Origin of the sequence: Bacillus sp. FSL R7-0672, from assembly GCF_038601465.1 — a bacterium.
GTDB lineage: Bacteria > Bacillota > Bacilli > Bacillales > Bacillaceae > Bacillus > Bacillus pumilus.
In genome coordinates, this window is record NZ_CP152010.1 from 3187925 (window position 1) to 3207387 (window position 19463).

A 19463-nucleotide genomic window follows, 5' to 3' on the forward strand; every position below is an offset into this window, starting at 1 on the left:
TTCATCTTGTTTAAACGATGGATCTTGATTGATGAAGCACCTTTTCATATTGCTGTATGAGCTGCTTCGTATTATTTGCTGATGAATATTCTGTATGAACGATTTGATAAAGATCGTTTTTCACTTGCTCATTCCATCTGTTTTCATAAAGGTAGGCGTGAATGGCCTCTTTTAACTGATTTGCCGAATGCGGATCAACGAGGAGGTGTTGATAGCTAGAAAATAAGGTTGGGAGACCACCGACTCTTGTCGCAATGACAGGTGCTTTTAAAGCGAGCGCCTCCAGAACAACGGTTGGCATTCCTTCACTATAGGATGGGAGTGCAAACAAATCGGCTGCTATTAAATAGTCTTTCACCTGATCATTCGGCACCTGCCCTGGGAGTAGAATGGATGCTCCAGCACGTTCTGTGAGCTCCTTTGCAAGGGGGCCTTTTCCAACAAAAACTGCTTTCACACCATCCAAGCCGCTGACAGCATCAGCTAATTCAAGTAAGCCCTTCTCTTTGACTAATCGTCCGACGAAGACAACGAGCTTGTCGTGAAGGGGTAAGCCTAACTTTTTCCTGATGCCTTGTTGATCTTCTTTCGTTTTAGAAAATGACTGGAGCGGAATACCGAGCGGGAGGCATTTCGCTTCTACCTTTGTCATGTCATGTGTCTTTTTAGCAAGCTCCTCGCTCACCGTCAGAACAGCAGATGCCTGTTTCACCGCCGTTTCAAAGGCTGCATGTGCCCCTTTGCTATAGCTCGGATACACGTTCACATCACTGCCATGTAAGGTCAAAAGATAAGGAATTTGCGTTTTTTTCTGAATCACAGCCGCCGCTCCGCCAGATGGCATCGCAAAGTGCGCATGGATAAAATCTGGTGACAGCTGATAACGCTGCATGGTGCTGAGAACAGTAGAAGCTATTCGTTTACTCGGCTGTGCCCATTTCAGCTGTCCAGGGAGCGCTGTATAGGGCGGCCTGTATACGGTCACTCCGTTTCTCACTTCCTGCTCGGGCAGATCTTTTTTCTGCCGATAGGACGCCTTCAGCATCCGCAAAACCGGTGGATTGACCGGGTTGGGACATATGACGGTCACTTGTATTCCTTGTTTGAGCAGCTCCTGCACTTGCGTTTCATGGAATACGCCTTCACTTGGATGTGTTTCACTAGGATATACACTTGTCAGCCATAGCACCTTCATGACGAACGACCTCTTCTCAATAATTTGCCTGCAACTTGCGGATACATTTTGATGAGCAGCAAGCCATACAATGCTGCGCTGACACAAATCGTCAATCCTAATTGAAGTAAAATGTCGGCTGACGTCAGCTTCATCCCTTGATGGAGGGCTACCGCACAGGCGGCCATCAATAGCGTCATAGCAGCAGGCTTGCCAAGTGATTTCAAATAAACCTTCATATCTAGCTGAATGACATACGCCATGAGCCATCTGCCGACAATGAAGTTGAGCAGGCTGACACCTGAGTAAACCCAAGCTACTGTGAGCAGACTGCCTGTGCTGACACCTACATATAAGGCGCATCCATACACAAGAAGCATCCCCGTATCCCAATAAAAGGCTAAGTCCGCTCTCCCCTTTGCAAGAAGTATTGACCCGTTTGGATTCATCAGCACACGCAGAAGTCCGACAATGCATAATATATTAAGAACCGGAACAGCTACGAGCCATTTCTCGCCAAACACTACTTCTATAAAGCTATCTGATACGGCAGCAAGACCGATTAATAACGGAAAGCTAATCAATGCGAGCATATTCGTCATACTGAGGAAGCCCTCTCGCAGCATGGAGTGATCACGCTGACTTTTTGCGAAAACCGGGAAAGCCACTCTCGTCACGATTGGGTTAATCTTCAGCACGGGGATCGTCACGATTTGATATGCCAAGCTATAAATACCTAACGCTTCTGCTCCAAGAAACCGTCCGATTAAAATCATGTCTATGTTCGATCCTGCTCGATTGACTAGTCTGGATGCGAGCTGGAATGCACCAAATGAGAAGAATTCTTTCACTTCTCCTAATGCAAAAACAGGTGCTGGGCGCCACTTCTTCCAATAAGCTGCGGCATACATAAGCCCTTTTCCTGATTGCAGCAGCACTTGAGAAATGACATAGGCAACAATCGGATTGATGAAGAAGGTCAAAGCGAGTAAAACAATCAGCGATATCATGGTTGCAACGGCTTCAATGGCACTTAATGTTTTAAAGGCTAGGTCCTTTTGCATCATGTATTGGTATTGCTGGCCAATAGGAGCAATCAAAAACATGATTGATAATAGTTTCAGCAACCCCTCCAGCTCTGGCCGGTTATAAAAGGCGGCAATCATTGGGCTAACTAGAATGAGTAAACAGAATAAGACAACTCCAGTGAGTAAGTTGATCCAATATAATGTGGATAATTGACGTTCTGTTGTTTGTTCCTTTTGGATGATCGCTGCCCCGATCCCTAGATCAAGTAAAATCTGCGTAAATATTGTGACAGTTGTGATCATGCCAACGAGTCCAAACTCCTTCAGTGACATCACATTCCCTAAAAAGGCGAACTGTGCAATTTGGATGATCGTAATGATGAATGCGGACAAGCTTGTCCATTTTGCCCCGCCTAGCATGCGTTTTTTCATACTTGCCATTTCTCTTCCCTACTTTACTTATCTGGCTCCGTCACCCGTCATGATGACTTTTAACGTTTTTACCATAATCTTCGTGTCGAGAGAAAATGTCAAGTTTTGAATATAATGTAAGTCGTGTGTTAATTTTTCACTTGGACTCATTTCATATCCTCCATTTACTTGTGCAAGACCTGTCAGTCCCGGCTTGACCGTTAATCTTTTCGTAAAACCTGGAATCGTCCGATTAAATTCTGCGGTAAACATCGGTCTTTCCGGACGCGGACCTACGATACTCATTTCTCCTTTTAACACGTTGATGAATTGAGGGAGTTCATCGATTCTTGTTTTACGAATGAAGGCTCCCACTTTGGTGATACGTGGGTCGTTTTTTTGTGCCCATTTTGCTCCTCCGCTTTCAGCATCGGTTCTCATCGATCTGAGCTTCCATAATTTAAAGTAAACACCGTCTTTCCCGACCCTCTCCTGCATATAAAAGGCTGGTCCCGGTGTTTCCAGCTTAATCAAAAGAGCAAACAGCAAAATGATTGGCGTACTCAACATCAATCCGATGAACGAGAACATTAAATCTATGAAACGTTTTGCAAATAAATAACGAACCATATGTTCTGTTAAAGCAAAAGAGTGGTTTCGTCTCACTTCATATTCTCTATAAAGATTCATCGCTTTCTCTGCACTCACTGACCTGCACCTCACCATTCAAAGTAGTTGTTGTGTAAAGAGATGTTCTATGAAAGTCAGTTTAGCAGAGCAACATTAAGCAAATGTAAATGCGCTGTTAAGTCTTGTAAAACTGTGTTAAGAATGTGCACTTATATCAAGTTATGCCCTTTTCAACGTAAAAAAGACCCGCAATTCTGCGGGTCTCCGGGTCTTTTCTTTATTTTGCTTTAACAGATTCGATCGTTTTTAATCGAAGGGTTCCGTTTGCATCTTTTGTATAAGTGACTTTCACTTTTGATTCTTCTTTTAAGCTGTTCACTTGTTTAGAAAACGTATTTCCGAATTGAATAGCGACTTCTTTGCCATCAATGTTCACAGCAATGGTATGTCCATCAGCCAAGCCGACATATGTGCCTTCCTTGGTGACTTCATTTTTCTTATTTGTTGTTGATTCTTTCTTTGTTTTAGATTCAGCTTTTGATTGTTCCTTAGTAGGTTCTTCTTTTGTGATTTCTTTACTTGAGCTGTCTTTTGCGTCTTCATCAGATTGACCAGATTGCTCTTCTTTTGGAGCAACTGTTTCTTTGCTTTGATCATCTGCTTTTTCATTTGATGACTGATCTTCTGTTTTTTCCTTTTTCTCTGAAGCATTTTCTTTCTTTTGATCAGCTGCTTCGGTTGTTTCCTTTTTGCTGTCATCCTTATTGTTGTCGCTTGATTGATTTGTTGTGCCGCATGCTGTGAGTAGTACACCTAGAAGCAATACTAGAAACGGCATTGTGATTAATTTTTTCAAAATTGTCACCTCTTCATGATTTGTCGATTGGCTGTCGCTTAGATTCATGCGTAAACCATTCACCTTTTATGTTTCAATTATAACAAAGATAACTAGAAATGAAATGTATTTTTAACTTGACACATTATTGATGACCCGATCACTTCATAGACTTTTGAAAAAAGGCTGCCGAGAGACGTTCTCGAGCAGCCTAAGAGGAGTATCTGAGGCACCCCTCATGTTTGTATTTTCTTATCTAAAGTAACCTGACACACCGCTTGAAATGCCTGACGCTAAACGATCTTTATACGTAGCCGATTTCAAGATGTTTGAATCAACTGGACTTGACACAAAACCAGTTTCTAAAAGAACACTCGGCATTTTAGAATATTTAATCACGTAGAATCCAGCTGTTTTCACACCACGGTCTCTTGTACCAAGTGCACTGACCATTTTCGGCTGAATGTTTTGCGCAAGCTTCAAGCTGTTTGCAGACGCATATGTTTTGTCATAATACGTTTCTGTTCCGTTTGCACTGCTGTTATCATTTGAGTTTGCATGGACACTGATGAAGATATCTGCATTTGCTGACGCACCTTTGCTCACTCGTGTTTGAAGACTGTCAAATGTGTCTGATGTTCTTGACATGGTAACAAGTGCACCCGCGTTGTTTAATTTCGTATTTAAACGCTTGGCTACATCTAAATTCAAGTTCTTTTCATATAACCCGTAGCCTACAGCTCCTGAATCATGTGCGCCATGACCTGGGTCAATGAATACTTTTTTCCCGACGACAGGGTTTTTCAATTGTGCTAAAACGTTTGTTGAGATTACATTTGTACCGCCAATTGTACTAAAACTATTTATTTTTTTATTACCTATCGCACTTCTAGTTGCAACGGGTAGACTTTTTTTATTTGTGAACAAGAATGCTTTTCCCTTTTTAGCTGCAATACTTGCGCCTGTTACAGCATCAGCATATGCAAAACCGTTACTGAGATAAGTATTACTTGTACTCATATTATATTTATTTACGATACTTGCTGCCGTATCATAACGAGTTGCACCACCAACACGAGTTGGAGAAGGCAACTGATTATATGTCGTTCTGTTAATTCTTGATTCTCCACCGATTACAATAGTTTGTTTGACCCCTCTACTTTTAATAGTTGATGCTGTAACTTTAACTAAACTTCTATCGTTTGTTAACAAAATTGGATATCCCATTTTAGCAGCATACGGAGAGATTGCTACTGCATCTGCATATGAAAAACCATTTGCAACTATTGCGACACTTGAACTCCTCATTTGTTTTGAAATTAATGAAGCTGTATCATAGCGAGTTTGGCCATAAATTCTCGTTACAGAAATACCCATTTTTTTCATTGTAGTTGCAACATTATTAGAAACTGTGTTTCCACCACCAATGATAATAACCTTTTTTGCTTTTAGATCTTTCAAACCTTTTTTGGTCGCTGCAGACAATGTGTCTTTATTTGTAAATAAAACTGGTGCGTTTTTTTGATATGCAAAAGGCACTGCAGTAAGTGCATCAGCATATGCCGTTTTCCCAACTAACACAACTGTATCAGCTGTTTTCCAACCTGTTTTGGCTGCATTTACTGCTACTGCATAACGTGTACTGCCATCTATTTTCGTTACAGCATTATCAGCCAATATAGTTGGAGTAAACATAAACAGCACTAATAAACTGATAAAAAAAGCTCTAATAGTAGCGTGCATAATCTTCTCCTCCTGTTAATAGTTTGTTAGATTTGCACCTGGATAGTAGAACGAAAGTATGGAAGAATATGAGTTTCCAGATTCTGCTCTAGCTTTGGCACCGTATTGGCTCATGCCAATGCCGTGACCATATCCTTTTCCTGAAATCGTAAAGTCATTTGTATTGTTTTTGACTGACGCAAATGTGCTTTTCACCTTTGTTGCGCCCATGATGGATCTAAACTCGGTCATCTTCATACTTGCCGTTGTACTTTTGTTTACTGCATATGTGCCTGTTTTATTTTTCAGATGATATGTCAGCTTGATTGATACCGTCTTCGCACGTTGGCCTTTTGTTTTTCCTGAGAACGTCAGGCTTGAGATGGATGCAATCTTCATATCAGATGCAGCTGTTTCTTTGTTTTTGAGCAGCCATGATTTGAGACCAGCAAGATCCGTTGCATTTGTCTCTTTTGCCTTAGACCACTGAGATGCTGCTGTGCTAGCAGTCAATGTTGTGCCTAGCTGTTTTTTAGAGAGTTTTAATGTCCATGCATTGACCGGATCTTTTGTATCCTTTTTGGCCACTAAGTACGGCAGTGCATTTGCCCACACTTCTTCACTTGCCTCTGTATATCCGCCATTACTAGAATAATAGGTGGCTGAAATGAGCTGATTGTTGTATTTCAGTACTTTCCCTTTTGTGGCATCGACAGCTTTTGTCGAATTCGTGTACCAGTTATATCCTCCATATACTTGGAAGGCAGTTGTATCAGGTACGACTTTTCCAATACTTTTCACTGAATACGTTCTAGCGGCCACTGCCTGTGCTTTTAGCGCTTCAACATGCCAGCTTGCAGGCATTTCATTTGGTACCACGCCTTTTAGATAGTCTTCAAATGGGATATTTTCGAGAGTCGGCCTGATATAACCTGATTCAATTGCAAAGTTGACGCTGCCTAGGTAAGGCTTCCCTGCAATTTGAAGGATATTTTTCGTTGAATATTTCTCAGGAACAACTCTTACAGTGTTATACGTCTTTATGCCTTTTAATGAAATTTTTCCGTTAGAAATATTCAATTGGTATGGTGTGTTTGTTTGAAGATAAAATTCATTAGCTAATTTCTTTTGAACCTTTTCCGTTACGGCACCCGTTCCACCAGCTATGTGAAATGAGTATGTTCCTTTTTCTTTGAGAATGTTTTTTACAGGAGTCGTTATATCATCTTTTTTAATTAACACCATAGGGCTATTATTCTTTGCAGCTATTAACGAAAGCGGAATTGCATCTGAAAAGGATGAGCCTCTTGCTAAGTAAATCTTTTTTGCTCCCATATTTAATTTCTTAACTATATTTGCAGCAACATCATATCGAGTCATTCCGTCAATACGTGTAACACTTGATGTTTTTTTGATTTGTTTTTCCACACTTTTACCTACTGCATTCTCTCCACCAATTATCATTACTTTTTTAGGAAGTGAATAATTAGGCAACTTAGATTTAGGTGTGAGTAAGATTGGGTAACCATTCCTAGCCGCATAAGGTGCAATAGCTGCTCCATCTGCAAAAACTCTTCCAGTTACCACAATTGCCTGACTATATGTACCCATTTCCTTAGCAATATTTTTGGAAACATCGTATCGAGTAGCCCCACTAATTCTCTTGATTTTTCCATATTTCTTTAAGGCTGTTTCTGTTTTTGTTGATATAACAGAAGTTCCACCAATAATTAATATATTATCAGGATTCATTTTTTTTATTTGTGATTCTGTCGCCTTAGTTAAAACTGATTTTTCTGTATAAAGAATTGGTGCATTTAATTTATAAGCCAGTGGTGCGACTGAGATAGCATCTGAAAATGCATCTTTATTTACAACAACTATTGTTGCAGGTTTCTTCCAACCATTCGAAGCAATGAAATTAGCAGTATCATATAGAGTCTTACCAGCATATCGTTGTACTGTTGAGACATTGTTACCAACTACTTTATAAGCACCAGTAGTGGATACGCTTAAACTTTTTTGATTACCCACGTAATTTGACAATTTAACTGAAATTACAGAGCTTGACGCAAACATTTGCATTGGTTGAAGAGAGACTGTCAACATAAAAAGTACAATAATTGATAAAATAATTTTCTTCAATTTTGTTCATCCCGCCCATCTTTTTTACTTCTGTTTTTCAATCTTTTGAATTTCCTTTTGACCACTGTCATTGATAAAGTAAGAGATTTCTACTTTGTCTCCTGGTTTGAATTCATTTAACACATCTTTAAAATTATCCGTAAATTCATAGCTTAAGGTCGTATTCACTTTTTTCACTTCGACTGTATGTGCATCAGCCATTCCAATAAATTCAGCTTTTTCTTCCAGCACCTGAGGAGTTGAACTGCTTGTGTTGTTTTCTCCCGAGGACTGCTCAGCCGTTCCACATGCTGTGAGCACGATACCAAGTAGTAGTATTAAGAACGGTAAAACGACGATTTTCTTCATTTTTTTCACCTCATGTCTTTGTATCGTCTTATAACTTAATATTTTAAGGTAAATTTAAGGTTTTTTGAAACCTTTTTTTTGTTACAACGTCTATATCTAGGTTCAGAGTAAAAAAATAACTTGTTTATCAAGATTCGTAAACCTATAATCATGGAAGAATCATAGAAAAGGTGAGGGACATTATGAGAGCTGAAAGAAAACGAAAGAAGAAAAAGGTTCTTTGGATTGTTTTATCGATTATTGGCTTATTCGTATTAGCAACTGGCGGATATGCATATCATCTTTGGAATACAGCAGCATCAACCGTGGCAGGCATTCAGGAGAATTTAAAGAAGTCAGATAAGCGTGACAAAGATGTCGATTTAAATAAGAAAGACCCGATTTCTATTTTAGTCATGGGTGTTGACGAAAGAAAAAATGACCGAGGCCGTGCAGATACATTAATATACATGACCGTTAACCCAAAAACCAAAACGACTGAGATGGTGAGTATCCCGCGTGATACGTATACGAAAATTGTCGGAAAAGGCACAATGGATAAAATTAACCACTCCTATGCATTCGGCGGCACACAAATGGCAGCTGATACTGTAGAGGAATTGCTTGATGTACCTGTTGATTACTTCGTAAAAGTCAATATGGAAAGCTTTAAGGATATTGTCGATACAGTTGGCGGTATTACAGTGAACAGCACATTTGCTTTCAGCTATGATGGTCATTCATTTGGTACAGGAGAAATTAATCTAAATGGCGATCAAGCCCTTGCCTACACAAGAATGAGAAAACAAGATCCAAAGGGTGACTTCGGACGTCAGCAAAGGCAGCGTCAAGTCATTGAAGGCATCATTGCTAAAGGGGCAAACATTTCATCTATTACGAAGTTCGGCGATATGTTCAAAGTCGTGGAAAACAATATGAAGACCAACATGTCCTTTGATGACATGTGGACGATGATGAATGACTACCGTGACGCAAGACAGCATGTGAAGCAACACGAGCTGAAAGGTACAGGAGCACGCATCAATAATATCTATTATTATCAGCTTGATGATAGCAGTTTGGCTAAAGTGAAGAAGGAATTGAAGGACAGTTTGGAGCAGTAAAAAAGAAGACTACATGAATGTAGTCTCAGATTGTTGACAAAGGGCTAAAATGGTTTTTATTTTAGCTCTTTGTCTTCTTTTTTTATGATTTAAATGGGGCAGGTTTTTCTTCACTTAATCCAAATCGATGGAGGAGCTCCTCGACAATTCGTCTCGATGCTTGTCCGTCACCATAAGGGTTAGACGCCTTCGACATGCTGTCATACTCCTTCTGATCTACTAGCAGCTCTTTAGCCATTTTGTAAATGGTCTCTTCATCCGTACCTGCAAGCTTAAGTGTGCCGGCTTTCACGCCTTCTGGACGTTCTGTTGTATCACGGAGCACTAAAACTGGCTTCCCTAGAGAAGGCGCCTCCTCTTGTACACCGCCAGAATCCGTTAAGATAAAGTGCGAAGCGGCAGCAAAGTTATGGAAATCAACGACTTCAAGCGGTTCAATTAAGTGTACACGATCGAGACCGCTAAATTCTGTCTGAGCTGCATCACGTACGGCAGGGTTTAAATGAACAGGATAAACGACCTGAACATCTTCAAACTCTTCTACAACACGTCTAATGGCTCTAAACATATTTTTCATCGGCTGGCCGAGATTCTCTCTGCGGTGGGCCGTTAACAAAATCATTTTATCCGTGCCTATTTTCTCTAAAATAGGGTGCTGATAATGCTCAGTAACTGTAGTTTGCAGGGCATCAATCGCTGTATTCCCTGTCACACAAATGGTCTCTTCTTTTTTATTTTCAATTAAAAGATTCTGCTTCGCTTCCTCTGTAGGAGAGAAATGAATATCGGCAATAGTGCCTGTCATTTGACGGTTCAATTCCTCTGGGAAAGGCGAATACTTATTGTGTGTTCTCAATCCTGCTTCGACGTGCCCAACTGAAATTTGGTGATAAAATGCTGCCAAGCTTCCTGCAAAGGTTGTTGTAGTATCTCCATGGACTAGGACAATATCAGGTTTTTCTTCTTGGAATAATTGGTCTAGCTTTAACAGTGCATTTGATGTGATTTCAGATAATGTCTGGCGCTGCTTCATGATGTTTAAATCATGATCTGGCGTAATTGAAAAAGCCTCAAGAACTTGATCAAGCATTTCTCTGTGCTGGGCTGTCACAGTGACAATCGAATTTATCTGTGGATGTTTATTTAATTCAAGGACAAGTGGTGCCATTTTGATCGCTTCAGGTCTAGTACCGAAAATAGTCATTACATTTAGTTTTTTCACTTGTTTAATCCTCTTTCCTAGTATAGTACTTTCAATTATACACAATTTGGAGGATAAATTTAATGGTATAAAAAAAGAAATTTACATTGAATTAACGTTAAATTTCTCTTTCCTTTACATTTAACATATAAAATATGAATTATCTAAAATTCATTTTAGTGAAATTATTTGTCTTTCCTATGATTTGTAAGTTACACTTTAAACAGACGACCAAGAACAAACATTGAGTGATTAAATCGGTTATCTATGTAAGGAAGGTGCAAAGTTCATTGAAAAAAGTACGTAAAGCCATTATACCAGCTGCAGGCCTTGGGACACGTTTCCTCCCTGCAACAAAAGCGATGCCTAAAGAAATGCTGCCAATCGTTGATAAACCAACCATTCAATATATTATTGAAGAAGCTGTTGAATCAGGAATTGAAGACATTATTATCGTCACTGGAAAAGGAAAAAGAGCCATTGAGGATCATTTTGATTTTGCACCAGAGCTAGAGCGCAACCTAGAGGAAAAAGGGAAGAGCGAGCTTCTAGAAAAGGTGAGAAAATCCTCTAACATTGCTGACATTCATTACATACGTCAAAAGGAACCTAAAGGACTTGGACACGCTGTTTGGTGCGCACGCAATTTTATCGGTGACGAGCCATTCGCCGTTTTATTAGGTGATGATATTGTTCAAGCCGAAACACCTGGGCTTCGCCAGCTGATGGATGAATACGAAAAGACCCTTTCATCTGTGATCGGTGTTCAGCAGGTAGCAGACAGCGATACGCATCGCTACGGGATCATCGACCCTCTTACACAAGAAGGACGCCGCTACCAAGTGAAAAACTTTGTGGAAAAGCCGCCGCAAGGTACAGCACCATCCAATCTAGCCATCTTAGGACGTTACATTTTCACGCCAGAGATCTTTATGTACCTTGATCAGCAAGAAATTGGTGCAGGCGGGGAAATTCAACTGACAGATGCCATCCAAAAGCTGAATGATATCCAGCGTGTATTCGCCTATGATTTCGAAGGAAAACGATACGATGTTGGTGAGAAGCAAGGCTTCATCGAGACGACTCTCGAGTTTGCCCTTCAAGATGAGGATCTGAAAAAGAAACTCATTCCATTTATGAAACAGCTTCTCGAAAAAGAAGAAGTGAATTAAAAAAAGCTGCCGGAATCGGTAGCTTCAGATTGTTGACAAAGGGCTAAAATGATCTTTATTTTAGCCCTTTGTCTTCTTTTCAGCTCAGCGTGATAGAAAACCTTTGAAGTCTAGGAAGGACGAGTACTGGAGCGGAGCGAATTTGACATTCGTGAGCACCAGCACGCAGGACTGACACCGAATGCGAGGGTTTGTCTACATGCTGAAAGCTGCCGGAATCGGCAGCTTTTTATTTCATCACTGAAATCGTCAGTGTATGCTCTTCATTATCAATGACAAACAGATTGCTTTCGCCCTTTACTACGAATTTCGTTTGTTTCTCATTCATCCAAACCTTCTGTTCTGTCAGTCCAAGTGTCGAAGGAGAGATCGGCATCACCTCATGAAAGACAATAGCATTTGCTTGACCATTTTGAATGACATAGTCAGTTTTCTCTGTGGTCAATCGCTCAATCGTACCGCCTTGATCACTTTTGATCGAGCTCAGCGTTTGCATTTTTTGCTTAAGCACAGATTCCTCTTTTCCAAGGAAAGAAAGTAAATACTCATACGAGCCAGCAGATGCGGGCGATACATACGAGTTGAACTGTCCAGGTCCAATGGATAAAGACTTTAATTCCTCTGCAGGTTGAAGCCCTTCAGGTTTGACAAAATACGTCTCTGATGCTGTTTTGATTTGAACGGTTTGTTTATTTTCAGCGACAGCTTGTATCTCTTGCCCGAATGGCAAAGTGACACCTGCCTTCTTTTTCATGGCTTGATCTTTGTACACCGTGAGTGGATCTGCCGTGACAAGCGTCTGTCGTTCCACCTTTTTCAAATCAGGCGCCCCTTTCGTTAGCGGGTTCTTTGACTGAGGCGATTCTGTCTTATCTGCTGGGATGGCGCCAAACGTCGCCAGTGTACGAAGCGGACGATCCGAAAACATCGATAAGGCAAGTAAAATCGTTAAAACAGCTATTATCGTCACTTGAAAGGCTGGCCCAAAAAAGGAACGTCGTTTTCCGTTCTCATCATATCGAGACACCTTCTCTGTCTTTTTTTGTACGCCTTTGCGACCTTCTTTGTGTTTCAATTGATATTCTTTTTTTTCTTTTTTAGAAAGCTTGTTAAACCATTCAACAAACTCCTTATACTCTTTCACGACCTTCTTCGTCTCATCAAACATACGAAGCTCACCATAATGCATCCAAGCCACTCGGTCACAGATTTTTTGAATTTGGCTAATGGAATGGCTGACAAAAAAGATCGTCTTCCCTTGTTCCTTAAATTCTGTGATTCGATCCACGCATTTTTGATAGAAGGTTTGGTCACCAACAGACAACGCTTCATCAATAATCAAGATATCTGGATCGATATGCGCTGAAATGGCGAAGCCAAGACGTGACTTCATTCCGCTTGAATAGCTTTTCACAGGCTGATCAATAAAGTCACCAATATCCGCAAACTCTACGATTTTTTCATATAGTTCGTCTATCTCTTTATTCGTCAGCCCCATCATCAAGCACTTGAGGCGAATGTTGTCTTTCCCGCTTAATTGGTTGTTTAGCCCTGCCGCAATGGCAATTAACGAAGGCTGGCCGTCCATATCAACTTCACCACTTGTCGGTGGAATGATTTTCGCAAGAAGATTCGACATCGTTGATTTTCCAGATCCGTTGATCCCTACAAAACCAATCGTCTCGCCTTCATATACATCAAAGGACACATCACGAACAGCAAAGAAACCTTTTTCATTTTTATTAGGAAAAAACAGCCCTTTAATCTTATCTGACTGCTTTTTATATAGGACGTATTGCTTGGATACGTTTCGAAACGAAACCTTTAGTTTCATCGTATAATCTCCTTACTTTTTAAAGAAAATCGACAAATTTATCCCTAAATTTCATATGAAGCAATGAACCGACTGTTAAAAGAAGAAGCGTGATCAGCCAAAAATAAAGCGTATATTTCACATCATGGAAGAACCATTCTCCCTTTAACAAGCTATTTCTAAAACCATCAATAATGTAGAAAAGTGGATTCAATTTTAGTATATCCCCGATCCATGCTTTGTCTCCAGTGAGCTTCTCTGAGATATTCCAAAAAATCGGCAGCAAAAAGAAAAGTAAACGTGTCACTGATTGTAAAAGAAATTGATAGTCTCTCACGAGTACGCTAATCGTGGAATTAAACAAGCTAAACGAAAACATAAACGCGATCATACAAATAAAATAGTATATATATTGTAGCCAGTGCGCATCAGGATATATGCCATAGGAAATCAGCACAATCAGATAGACACCCATCATGACAAAGTAGCTGAACAAATTGGACATAATCACTACAGACGGCAGCGCACTAATCGGGAAATTCATTTTCGATACCATATTAATGCGTTTAAACACACTGTTTGATCCATCAAGTATCGTCGGACTAATGAAGAACCAAGGGATTAATCCAGCAAGCATCCAAATGATAAATGGAACTTCCATCCCTCCAATGACAATTGGCTGCCCTCCGCGAATTCCCAGACCAAAAACAAACCAGTAAGCCAGCATTTGAATCAATGGATTTAAAAACTGCCATAAAACACCTAAATAATTCATCTGATATTTTGATTTTGTTTCATAAACAGCAAGTCGCATAATCAGCGGAAATGAGCTAATTTGCTCCTTTAATATCGTCAACATTGCGTTCATTCTAATCTTCCTTAGATATAAGTTTTTGGGATTACTTTTTTAAAAAGCACCGCTCATAATTGTAACAGATAACGATGCACATTTCATCTTATAACAAAAGTCATGCACGTCAAACTAGAAGACAAAAACCCCCTGAATCCTTTCAATCGTTGATTCAGGGGGGTCATCACATATTAGATAATTTGGTGCTCTTTTAAGAAATCCGTAATTCTTTTCGTATTCTGATTATCGTTAAAGCTGTTGATTTTCAGATATTTTTCTTTATATTCATCTTCCACAACATACTGACGATCGATCGCATGTTTCACGATTCGAATCAGCTCTTGTGTATTATATGCTATCGGTCCTGGTGCATTTTCATCGTTTACAGGAGGAATCGCCTTATACTGTCTAATCAAGTAATCTTTTTCTTCCCAATAAAAAATAGGGTAGGCACCTCTATATTGTGCATCATAAATAGCAGATGAATAATCAGTAATAAACACTTTTGACACTTTTAGCGCTTCCGATGGGTTATCAGAAATAATATATTTATACTGAGGCAGATTTTGATAAACGTACTGTGAAAATTTGTTATGCGGTACAATTAACAGACGATCAAGAAGACCTGCTTCTTCAAAGCTTTTGATGATTTTGATTAGAACTCTATAGTAAGATGTTTCTTCAATTCTATTCGTATAAATAAGTCCCTCTTCCCAATATCGGTAAGTTGGCATAAAGGCGATCTTATCTGCACCGTCTACTAATTTGGCATGATCAAAGGTTGCCAGACCTGTCAAAATCAAATCCTCACGATCATAGTTCATTTTATAAAATTCACCGGCCTCTAATTCAGAGCTGATGACTGATTTATAAATATTGTATTGATTCTTGTCTTTATGGAATCCAAAGGCCATTGGATTATCAACTGGTTTAGCAAACATAATGCCATGCTGTAAAAAGACAAGTGGGACACTCATGATTCTCTCTCTGAGATGGTCAATATACAACCTATCATTTAGAACATGGTTAGATAATTCACTTGATATAAAATAACTGGCATTAAATATACTTAAATAATGTCTGAGACTATATTTCGGTATGATACCCTTTCCATATTTCGTTTTCAATGCTGGATATGCGCTTGATTTCTTATTAAGAATAAAGTAATTTTTTGAGTCTGTTTGACAATTTTCCTGTACATAGTCATACACTCTAATAGCTGATTCATCTGCTTTATCACTCTTTTTCTCAAAAAACAAATTCACACGATACTTTTTGTCTTTATAGAATGATGATAGGATACTCGCTATTTTTATTTTCACTTTACTAAATAAAGAATATTCCTGTGAATAAGGAATAATAGTTGATGTCACATTTCCAAATAGATTGGTTCTTAGGACTTGTAGCTTGTCCCCATTCTTTTTCGTGATATATGTTTTGACCTTCTTATCCTTCTTTTTCAACCTTAAACTATGGATAATTCGGTGATCATTTCCTACAAACAAGTTATTGTGGATTCTGCTGTCTAAATCAAGATCATTTAACGAGATTTTAAAGAAACCATATCTTTTCAAGAATTTAATCTTTCTAAATGGTCTTATAAATTTCGCCAGCTGATGCTCAGAGTTTCTAATGTAAAGATATTCATATTTTTGGTCTGAATTATACGCATAATGCGTCAATCTTCCAAAAACATAAAAACTATTAAACAAACTAAAGATGCGTAATCTCGACGTATGTTTAGTAACGAGATATGGGTTTCCTCTCACTAAGTATACGCCATTCGTTCTGACATAGATGTAATATCTTTGCTTATTAATCACTAAGATATTAAGAATATTGTCATCTTTGAACTGGTCTAAGGTATCTTTACCAAAAACTTTTAGCGGCTGATATCTAGGGACGAGTCTAAAGTTGATGATTTTCTTTTGATCCGTCACTTTATTTAAAATTTTGATTTGATTACGATTATTCACAGTCACTTGAATATCTTTATGTTCCTGCATCACATCAAACAAAATTTTCCTTACATTTAGTTCTTTATTCTGACAGTCATAGGTAATCACAAAGTGGAAAGCACTGTATTGAATAAAGGAGATATCCTCAAATCGTCTATTTGCCTCTTCGATGGGCAAATCTATTTTATAATTACGATTGATCTCATCTACATTCAGCAGCCCTGAAAATAATAACAATTCCTTTTCGCCGCTGTATAAGCCGTAGCGATCTAACCCTAATTGCTTGACATAAATATCCTCAAATTGATTGTTAATTTCAATAGGAAGTACTTGATCTGATTGGATCATGTCTGAGCATTCTTTGACAATATACAGGTTATGATCCTTTGCATAGAGATAGATCATTTCATTAGAATTGTCTATTGTGGATTCAAAAATCATCTGATCCCTTACATCAATTTCACAAATCCACTTTGACTCATTTACATTTAACTCTTTAAATTCAAAAGTGCACAACTTCTCTATGTTATCAATATATATAACTAACTTATGTTCATCTAAATTAAGAATTTCTATAAAATTATGATAAAGTTTGTACATTGAAGCACCTCTATATTATTTTCAGCAAATTTACATTACCGGATAATCTTATCTAAATTTAGCATGTTTACTGTTAAAATTCTATGTTTTTTTATTTTTACCACAACTTTTAAATATGTGTACATTGGAATAAAAAACACAAAAAAGTACCGTTCAAAGGTGAAGAACGGTACTTTTTAAACTATTTTTCAGAAAACACTACTTCCACCACACGCTTCGAAGACTCTCCGCTCTCTAAATAGCAGAATTTTTCATAAAACGGTGCGAATGAAGCTGGCAAAGAAAAGGTTGGCTGTTCTGTTTCTCTTACCCAGTCAATGACGCTCGCTGTTTCTTTCACAAGAGGTCCAGGTGCTTCTTGTTCAAAGTCAAAGTAGAAGCCTCTCAGCTTGTCACGATATGTTTCGATGTCTGGCACATAGAATAGCATCGGACGTTTGAGGTTTGCATAATCAAAGAATACAGATGAGTAGTCAGTGATGAGCAGATCAGAAATCATATAAAGATCTCTAATATCTTCGTAATGAGAGAAGTCATAGGCAAAGCCTTCATATGGTCCTAAATCAAAGTTTTCAGCGACTAGATAGTGCATACGCAGAATGATAATATATTCATCTCCGACAGCGGCTCTCAGCTCATGCAAATCAAGGTCTAAATCAAATTTGTACTGCCCTTTTTTATAAAATTGATCGTCTCTCCATGTCGGAGCATATAAGATTAATTTTTTATCAAGCGGCAGGTTCATTTTTTGTTTGAGTGCTCTCATCGTTTCTTCATTGTTTTGATTGTGAAGGAAGTCATTTCTCGGATATCCTGACTCAATCATGGTCTTTTGAAATTGGAAGGCACGTGTAAAGATTTCAGTCGAGTAAGCATTTGGAGAAATGAGGTAATCCCAATTCGACGCTTCCTTCGTGAAATTCTTTTTGTATTTTTTCGTGTTTGTTCCAGGCATATGCACCTCGTCCATATCCATCGCCAGTCGTTTTAACGGCGTACCGTGCCATGTCTGCAAGTATGTTGTATGCTCTGGTTTTGGAATCCACAGCGGCAAACGGCTGTTGACGACCCAATACTCAGCTCTTGCCATCGCAAAAATCCATTTCAATGACAGACGATTGATATAGTAAATATCCTTTTCCTTAAACGGTGCTTCGTGCCCTTTTTTCACGCTCCAGATCAATGTATATTCAGGATGATTTTCTTTCATATACTCATAGATCCCACGCGGGTTACAGCTAAATTGTTTTCCATTAAAGCTTTCAAACATAACGGTTTTCTTTTTCACAGACAGCTTGCTCGCCAGCTGAAAGGTCGTTTGGAAGGTACTTGTCACAAGGCGGTTACGGACTTTTTTTATTTTGCCGATTTGCTTTTTGAACTTCTTCCACTTGCTTTTGACATAGTACTTCGCACGTGTTTTCATTGTATAATCATTAATTCGAATGCCAAGCGTTTGTCTTTTTTTCTTTCGATACACCTCATATCGAATCGGGACATCGTTTCTTTTATGAATTTGAACAAGTCCTTTGAGTTTGTTCGAGCGATCTCCAAGGACTAAAGAAGTGGTCGTTAAAGTCTCCTCTACTCCACCTACATCGCAAATAAATTCAAAATAGAAGCGATATACAAAACGTTTGTTTAACGAATAGGACAATTCCTCTAAAGGAACTTCTGCTAGAAATTGATAAAGCTGTGGTACTTGTTGATCATCACGGTATTTGACCACTTCCTCTTTTATTGGAGTCATATTTACCGGAAAACGATGCTCAATTGGCTCTTCGCCATTTCTCTTCACTAGAAGCTTTACTTCCTTGATCTCATAAGGATGCTCTGCACTAAGAATGCCTGCATAACCAGATAAAGATAACGTACAATCTTTGTTGAGCTCGATATGATTGAATTTCACAACCTTTAGCTCACGCTTGATTTTAAACGATGCATTTCCTTTATCCGTACGATATGGGATGACATTCAGCATCGCGCCTTTATTTTCTAAAAAAGTCAGCTCTGGCTTCTCTATTTCCATTTTTAAACGGCGTTTATAGTATGGCGACTTCTCTTCTACTTCGGCATTATCCGTTTCTTTAAGTTCTTCTTCCTCTTCTTCCGAATCAGAATCATAGGCCGAATCCTCAAGCTCGTCCTCATCCTCTTCTTTGTTTGCACTCAGATAGTCCGTCACATACAGGTTGTATGTCTGACCCTGCTCTAATGCAAGCGGAAGCGATGATTCACTCAATACCAATTTGAATAGATTGTCTTCTTGATGAACAAGCGGAAGGAAAAGCTCTTGTTTGGATACCCTTTCCCTCATAAACAAATAAAATTCTCTATCTGTTAATGGCATGTCATCGTCGATGCGAATAAGCATTTCTAGTTTCTCATGATGATTTTTTAACCCTTCAACGACACTCTTCTTATGAATTCCCTCTTCAATCATTAATCGTTAATCTCCTCTGTTCAGAAATCT

General features: G+C 38.9%; 14 protein-coding genes. 2 read left to right on the plus strand and 12 right to left on the minus strand.

Annotated elements, in window-relative coordinates; all coding sequences use genetic code 11:
* Nucleotides 1-10: 10 nt before the first annotated feature.
* From MKY18_RS16275 to MKY18_RS16305, 7 genes are all read right to left on the minus strand, one after another.
* The gene (locus tag MKY18_RS16275) at nt 11-1195 is read right to left on the minus strand and encodes a glycosyltransferase (protein WP_065097926.1); all 1185 of its coding nucleotides are present in this window, start codon (nt 1193-1195) and stop codon (nt 11-13) included.
* A complete protein-coding gene (locus MKY18_RS16280) occupies nt 1192-2643 on the minus strand; it encodes an MOP flippase family protein (RefSeq protein WP_034620148.1) in 1452 nt (483 codons plus the stop codon). Before MKY18_RS16280 ends, MKY18_RS16275 begins: the two co-directional genes overlap by 4 nt.
* 18 nt (nt 2644-2661) lie before the next feature.
* The gene (locus MKY18_RS16285; protein WP_003213432.1) at nt 2662-3321 is read right to left on the minus strand and encodes an exopolysaccharide biosynthesis polyprenyl glycosylphosphotransferase; all 660 of its coding nucleotides are present in this window, start codon (nt 3319-3321) and stop codon (nt 2662-2664) included.
* Between the two features lie 199 nt (nt 3322-3520).
* On the minus strand, nt 3521-4099 hold the full coding sequence (locus tag MKY18_RS16290; RefSeq protein WP_113767767.1) for a hypothetical protein: 579 nt from the start codon (nt 4097-4099) through the stop codon (nt 3521-3523).
* Nucleotides 4100-4330: 231 nt separating this feature from the next.
* Nucleotides 4331-5821: an N-acetylmuramoyl-L-alanine amidase gene (locus MKY18_RS16295; protein WP_065097925.1), complete on the minus strand. Its 1491-nt coding sequence runs from the start codon at nt 5819-5821 to the stop codon at nt 4331-4333.
* A gap of 15 nt (nt 5822-5836) precedes the next feature.
* Nucleotides 5837-7945, minus strand: coding sequence for a SpoIID/LytB domain-containing protein (locus MKY18_RS16300; protein WP_342497581.1), 2109 nt, complete (start codon nt 7943-7945; stop codon nt 5837-5839).
* Nucleotides 7946-7969: 24 nt separating this feature from the next.
* Nucleotides 7970-8293: a hypothetical protein gene (locus MKY18_RS16305; protein WP_003212891.1), complete on the minus strand. Its 324-nt coding sequence runs from the start codon at nt 8291-8293 to the stop codon at nt 7970-7972.
* A gap of 182 nt (nt 8294-8475) precedes the next feature.
* Here MKY18_RS16305 and MKY18_RS16310 point away from each other — a divergent pair, with 182 nt between their 5' ends.
* Nucleotides 8476-9396, plus strand: a complete 921-nt coding sequence (locus MKY18_RS16310) for a LytR family transcriptional regulator (protein ID WP_065097923.1) — start codon at nt 8476-8478, stop codon at nt 9394-9396.
* An 82-nt stretch (nt 9397-9478) separates the two neighbouring features.
* Here the strand turns inward: MKY18_RS16310 and wecB are convergent, their stop codons facing one another.
* The gene (gene wecB, locus MKY18_RS16315) at nt 9479-10618 is read right to left on the minus strand and encodes a UDP-N-acetylglucosamine 2-epimerase (non-hydrolyzing) (RefSeq protein ID WP_106067045.1); all 1140 of its coding nucleotides are present in this window, start codon (nt 10616-10618) and stop codon (nt 9479-9481) included.
* A 269-nt stretch (nt 10619-10887) separates the two neighbouring features.
* Here wecB and galU point away from each other — a divergent pair, with 269 nt between their 5' ends.
* Nucleotides 10888-11769 (plus strand): UTP--glucose-1-phosphate uridylyltransferase GalU, encoded by an 882-nt coding sequence (gene galU, locus MKY18_RS16320; protein ID WP_034660174.1) that lies wholly within the window; start codon nt 10888-10890, stop codon nt 11767-11769.
* A 229-nt stretch (nt 11770-11998) separates the two neighbouring features.
* Here the strand turns inward: galU and tagH are convergent, their stop codons facing one another.
* The 4 genes from tagH to MKY18_RS16340 form a co-directional block, all read right to left on the minus strand.
* Nucleotides 11999-13603 (minus strand): teichoic acids export ABC transporter ATP-binding subunit TagH, encoded by a 1605-nt coding sequence (tagH, locus tag MKY18_RS16325; protein ID WP_065097921.1) that lies wholly within the window; start codon nt 13601-13603, stop codon nt 11999-12001.
* Between the two features lie 19 nt (nt 13604-13622).
* Nucleotides 13623-14450 carry an ABC transporter permease gene (locus MKY18_RS16330; protein ID WP_065097920.1) on the minus strand — a complete coding sequence of 276 codons (828 nt, stop codon included), beginning with the start codon at nt 14448-14450 and terminating at the stop codon, nt 13623-13625.
* A gap of 173 nt (nt 14451-14623) precedes the next feature.
* Nucleotides 14624-16990: a CDP-glycerol glycerophosphotransferase family protein gene (locus tag MKY18_RS16335; RefSeq protein ID WP_065097919.1), complete on the minus strand. Its 2367-nt coding sequence runs from the start codon at nt 16988-16990 to the stop codon at nt 14624-14626.
* A gap of 181 nt (nt 16991-17171) precedes the next feature.
* Nucleotides 17172-19433 carry a CDP-glycerol glycerophosphotransferase family protein gene (locus MKY18_RS16340; protein ID WP_342487509.1) on the minus strand — a complete coding sequence of 754 codons (2262 nt, stop codon included), beginning with the start codon at nt 19431-19433 and terminating at the stop codon, nt 17172-17174.
* Nucleotides 19434-19463: the final 30 nt, after the last annotated feature.

What these genes read in the sequence shown, in the direction of transcription:
- MKY18_RS16310 (WP_065097923.1), top strand. Translation starts at nt 8,476, where the DNA reads ATGAGAGCTGAAAGAAAACGAAAGAAGAAAAAGGTTCTTTGGATTGTT.
- MKY18_RS16295 (WP_065097925.1), bottom strand. Translation starts at nt 5,821, where the DNA reads ATGCACGCTACTATTAGAGCTTTTTTTATCAGTTTATTAGTGCTGTTT.
- tagH (WP_065097921.1), bottom strand. Translation starts at nt 13,603, where the DNA reads ATGAAACTAAAGGTTTCGTTTCGAAACGTATCCAAGCAATACGTCCTA.
- MKY18_RS16280 (WP_034620148.1), bottom strand. Translation starts at nt 2,643, where the DNA reads ATGGCAAGTATGAAAAAACGCATGCTAGGCGGGGCAAAATGGACAAGC.
- MKY18_RS16275 (WP_065097926.1), bottom strand. Translation starts at nt 1,195, where the DNA reads ATGAAGGTGCTATGGCTGACAAGTGTATATCCTAGTGAAACACATCCA.
- MKY18_RS16305 (WP_003212891.1), bottom strand. Translation starts at nt 8,293, where the DNA reads ATGAAGAAAATCGTCGTTTTACCGTTCTTAATACTACTACTTGGTATC.
- MKY18_RS16335 (WP_065097919.1), bottom strand. Translation starts at nt 16,990, where the DNA reads ATGTACAAACTTTATCATAATTTTATAGAAATTCTTAATTTAGATGAA.
- MKY18_RS16340 (WP_342487509.1), bottom strand. Translation starts at nt 19,433, where the DNA reads ATGATTGAAGAGGGAATTCATAAGAAGAGTGTCGTTGAAGGGTTAAAA.
- MKY18_RS16330 (WP_065097920.1), bottom strand. Translation starts at nt 14,450, where the DNA reads ATGAACGCAATGTTGACGATATTAAAGGAGCAAATTAGCTCATTTCCG.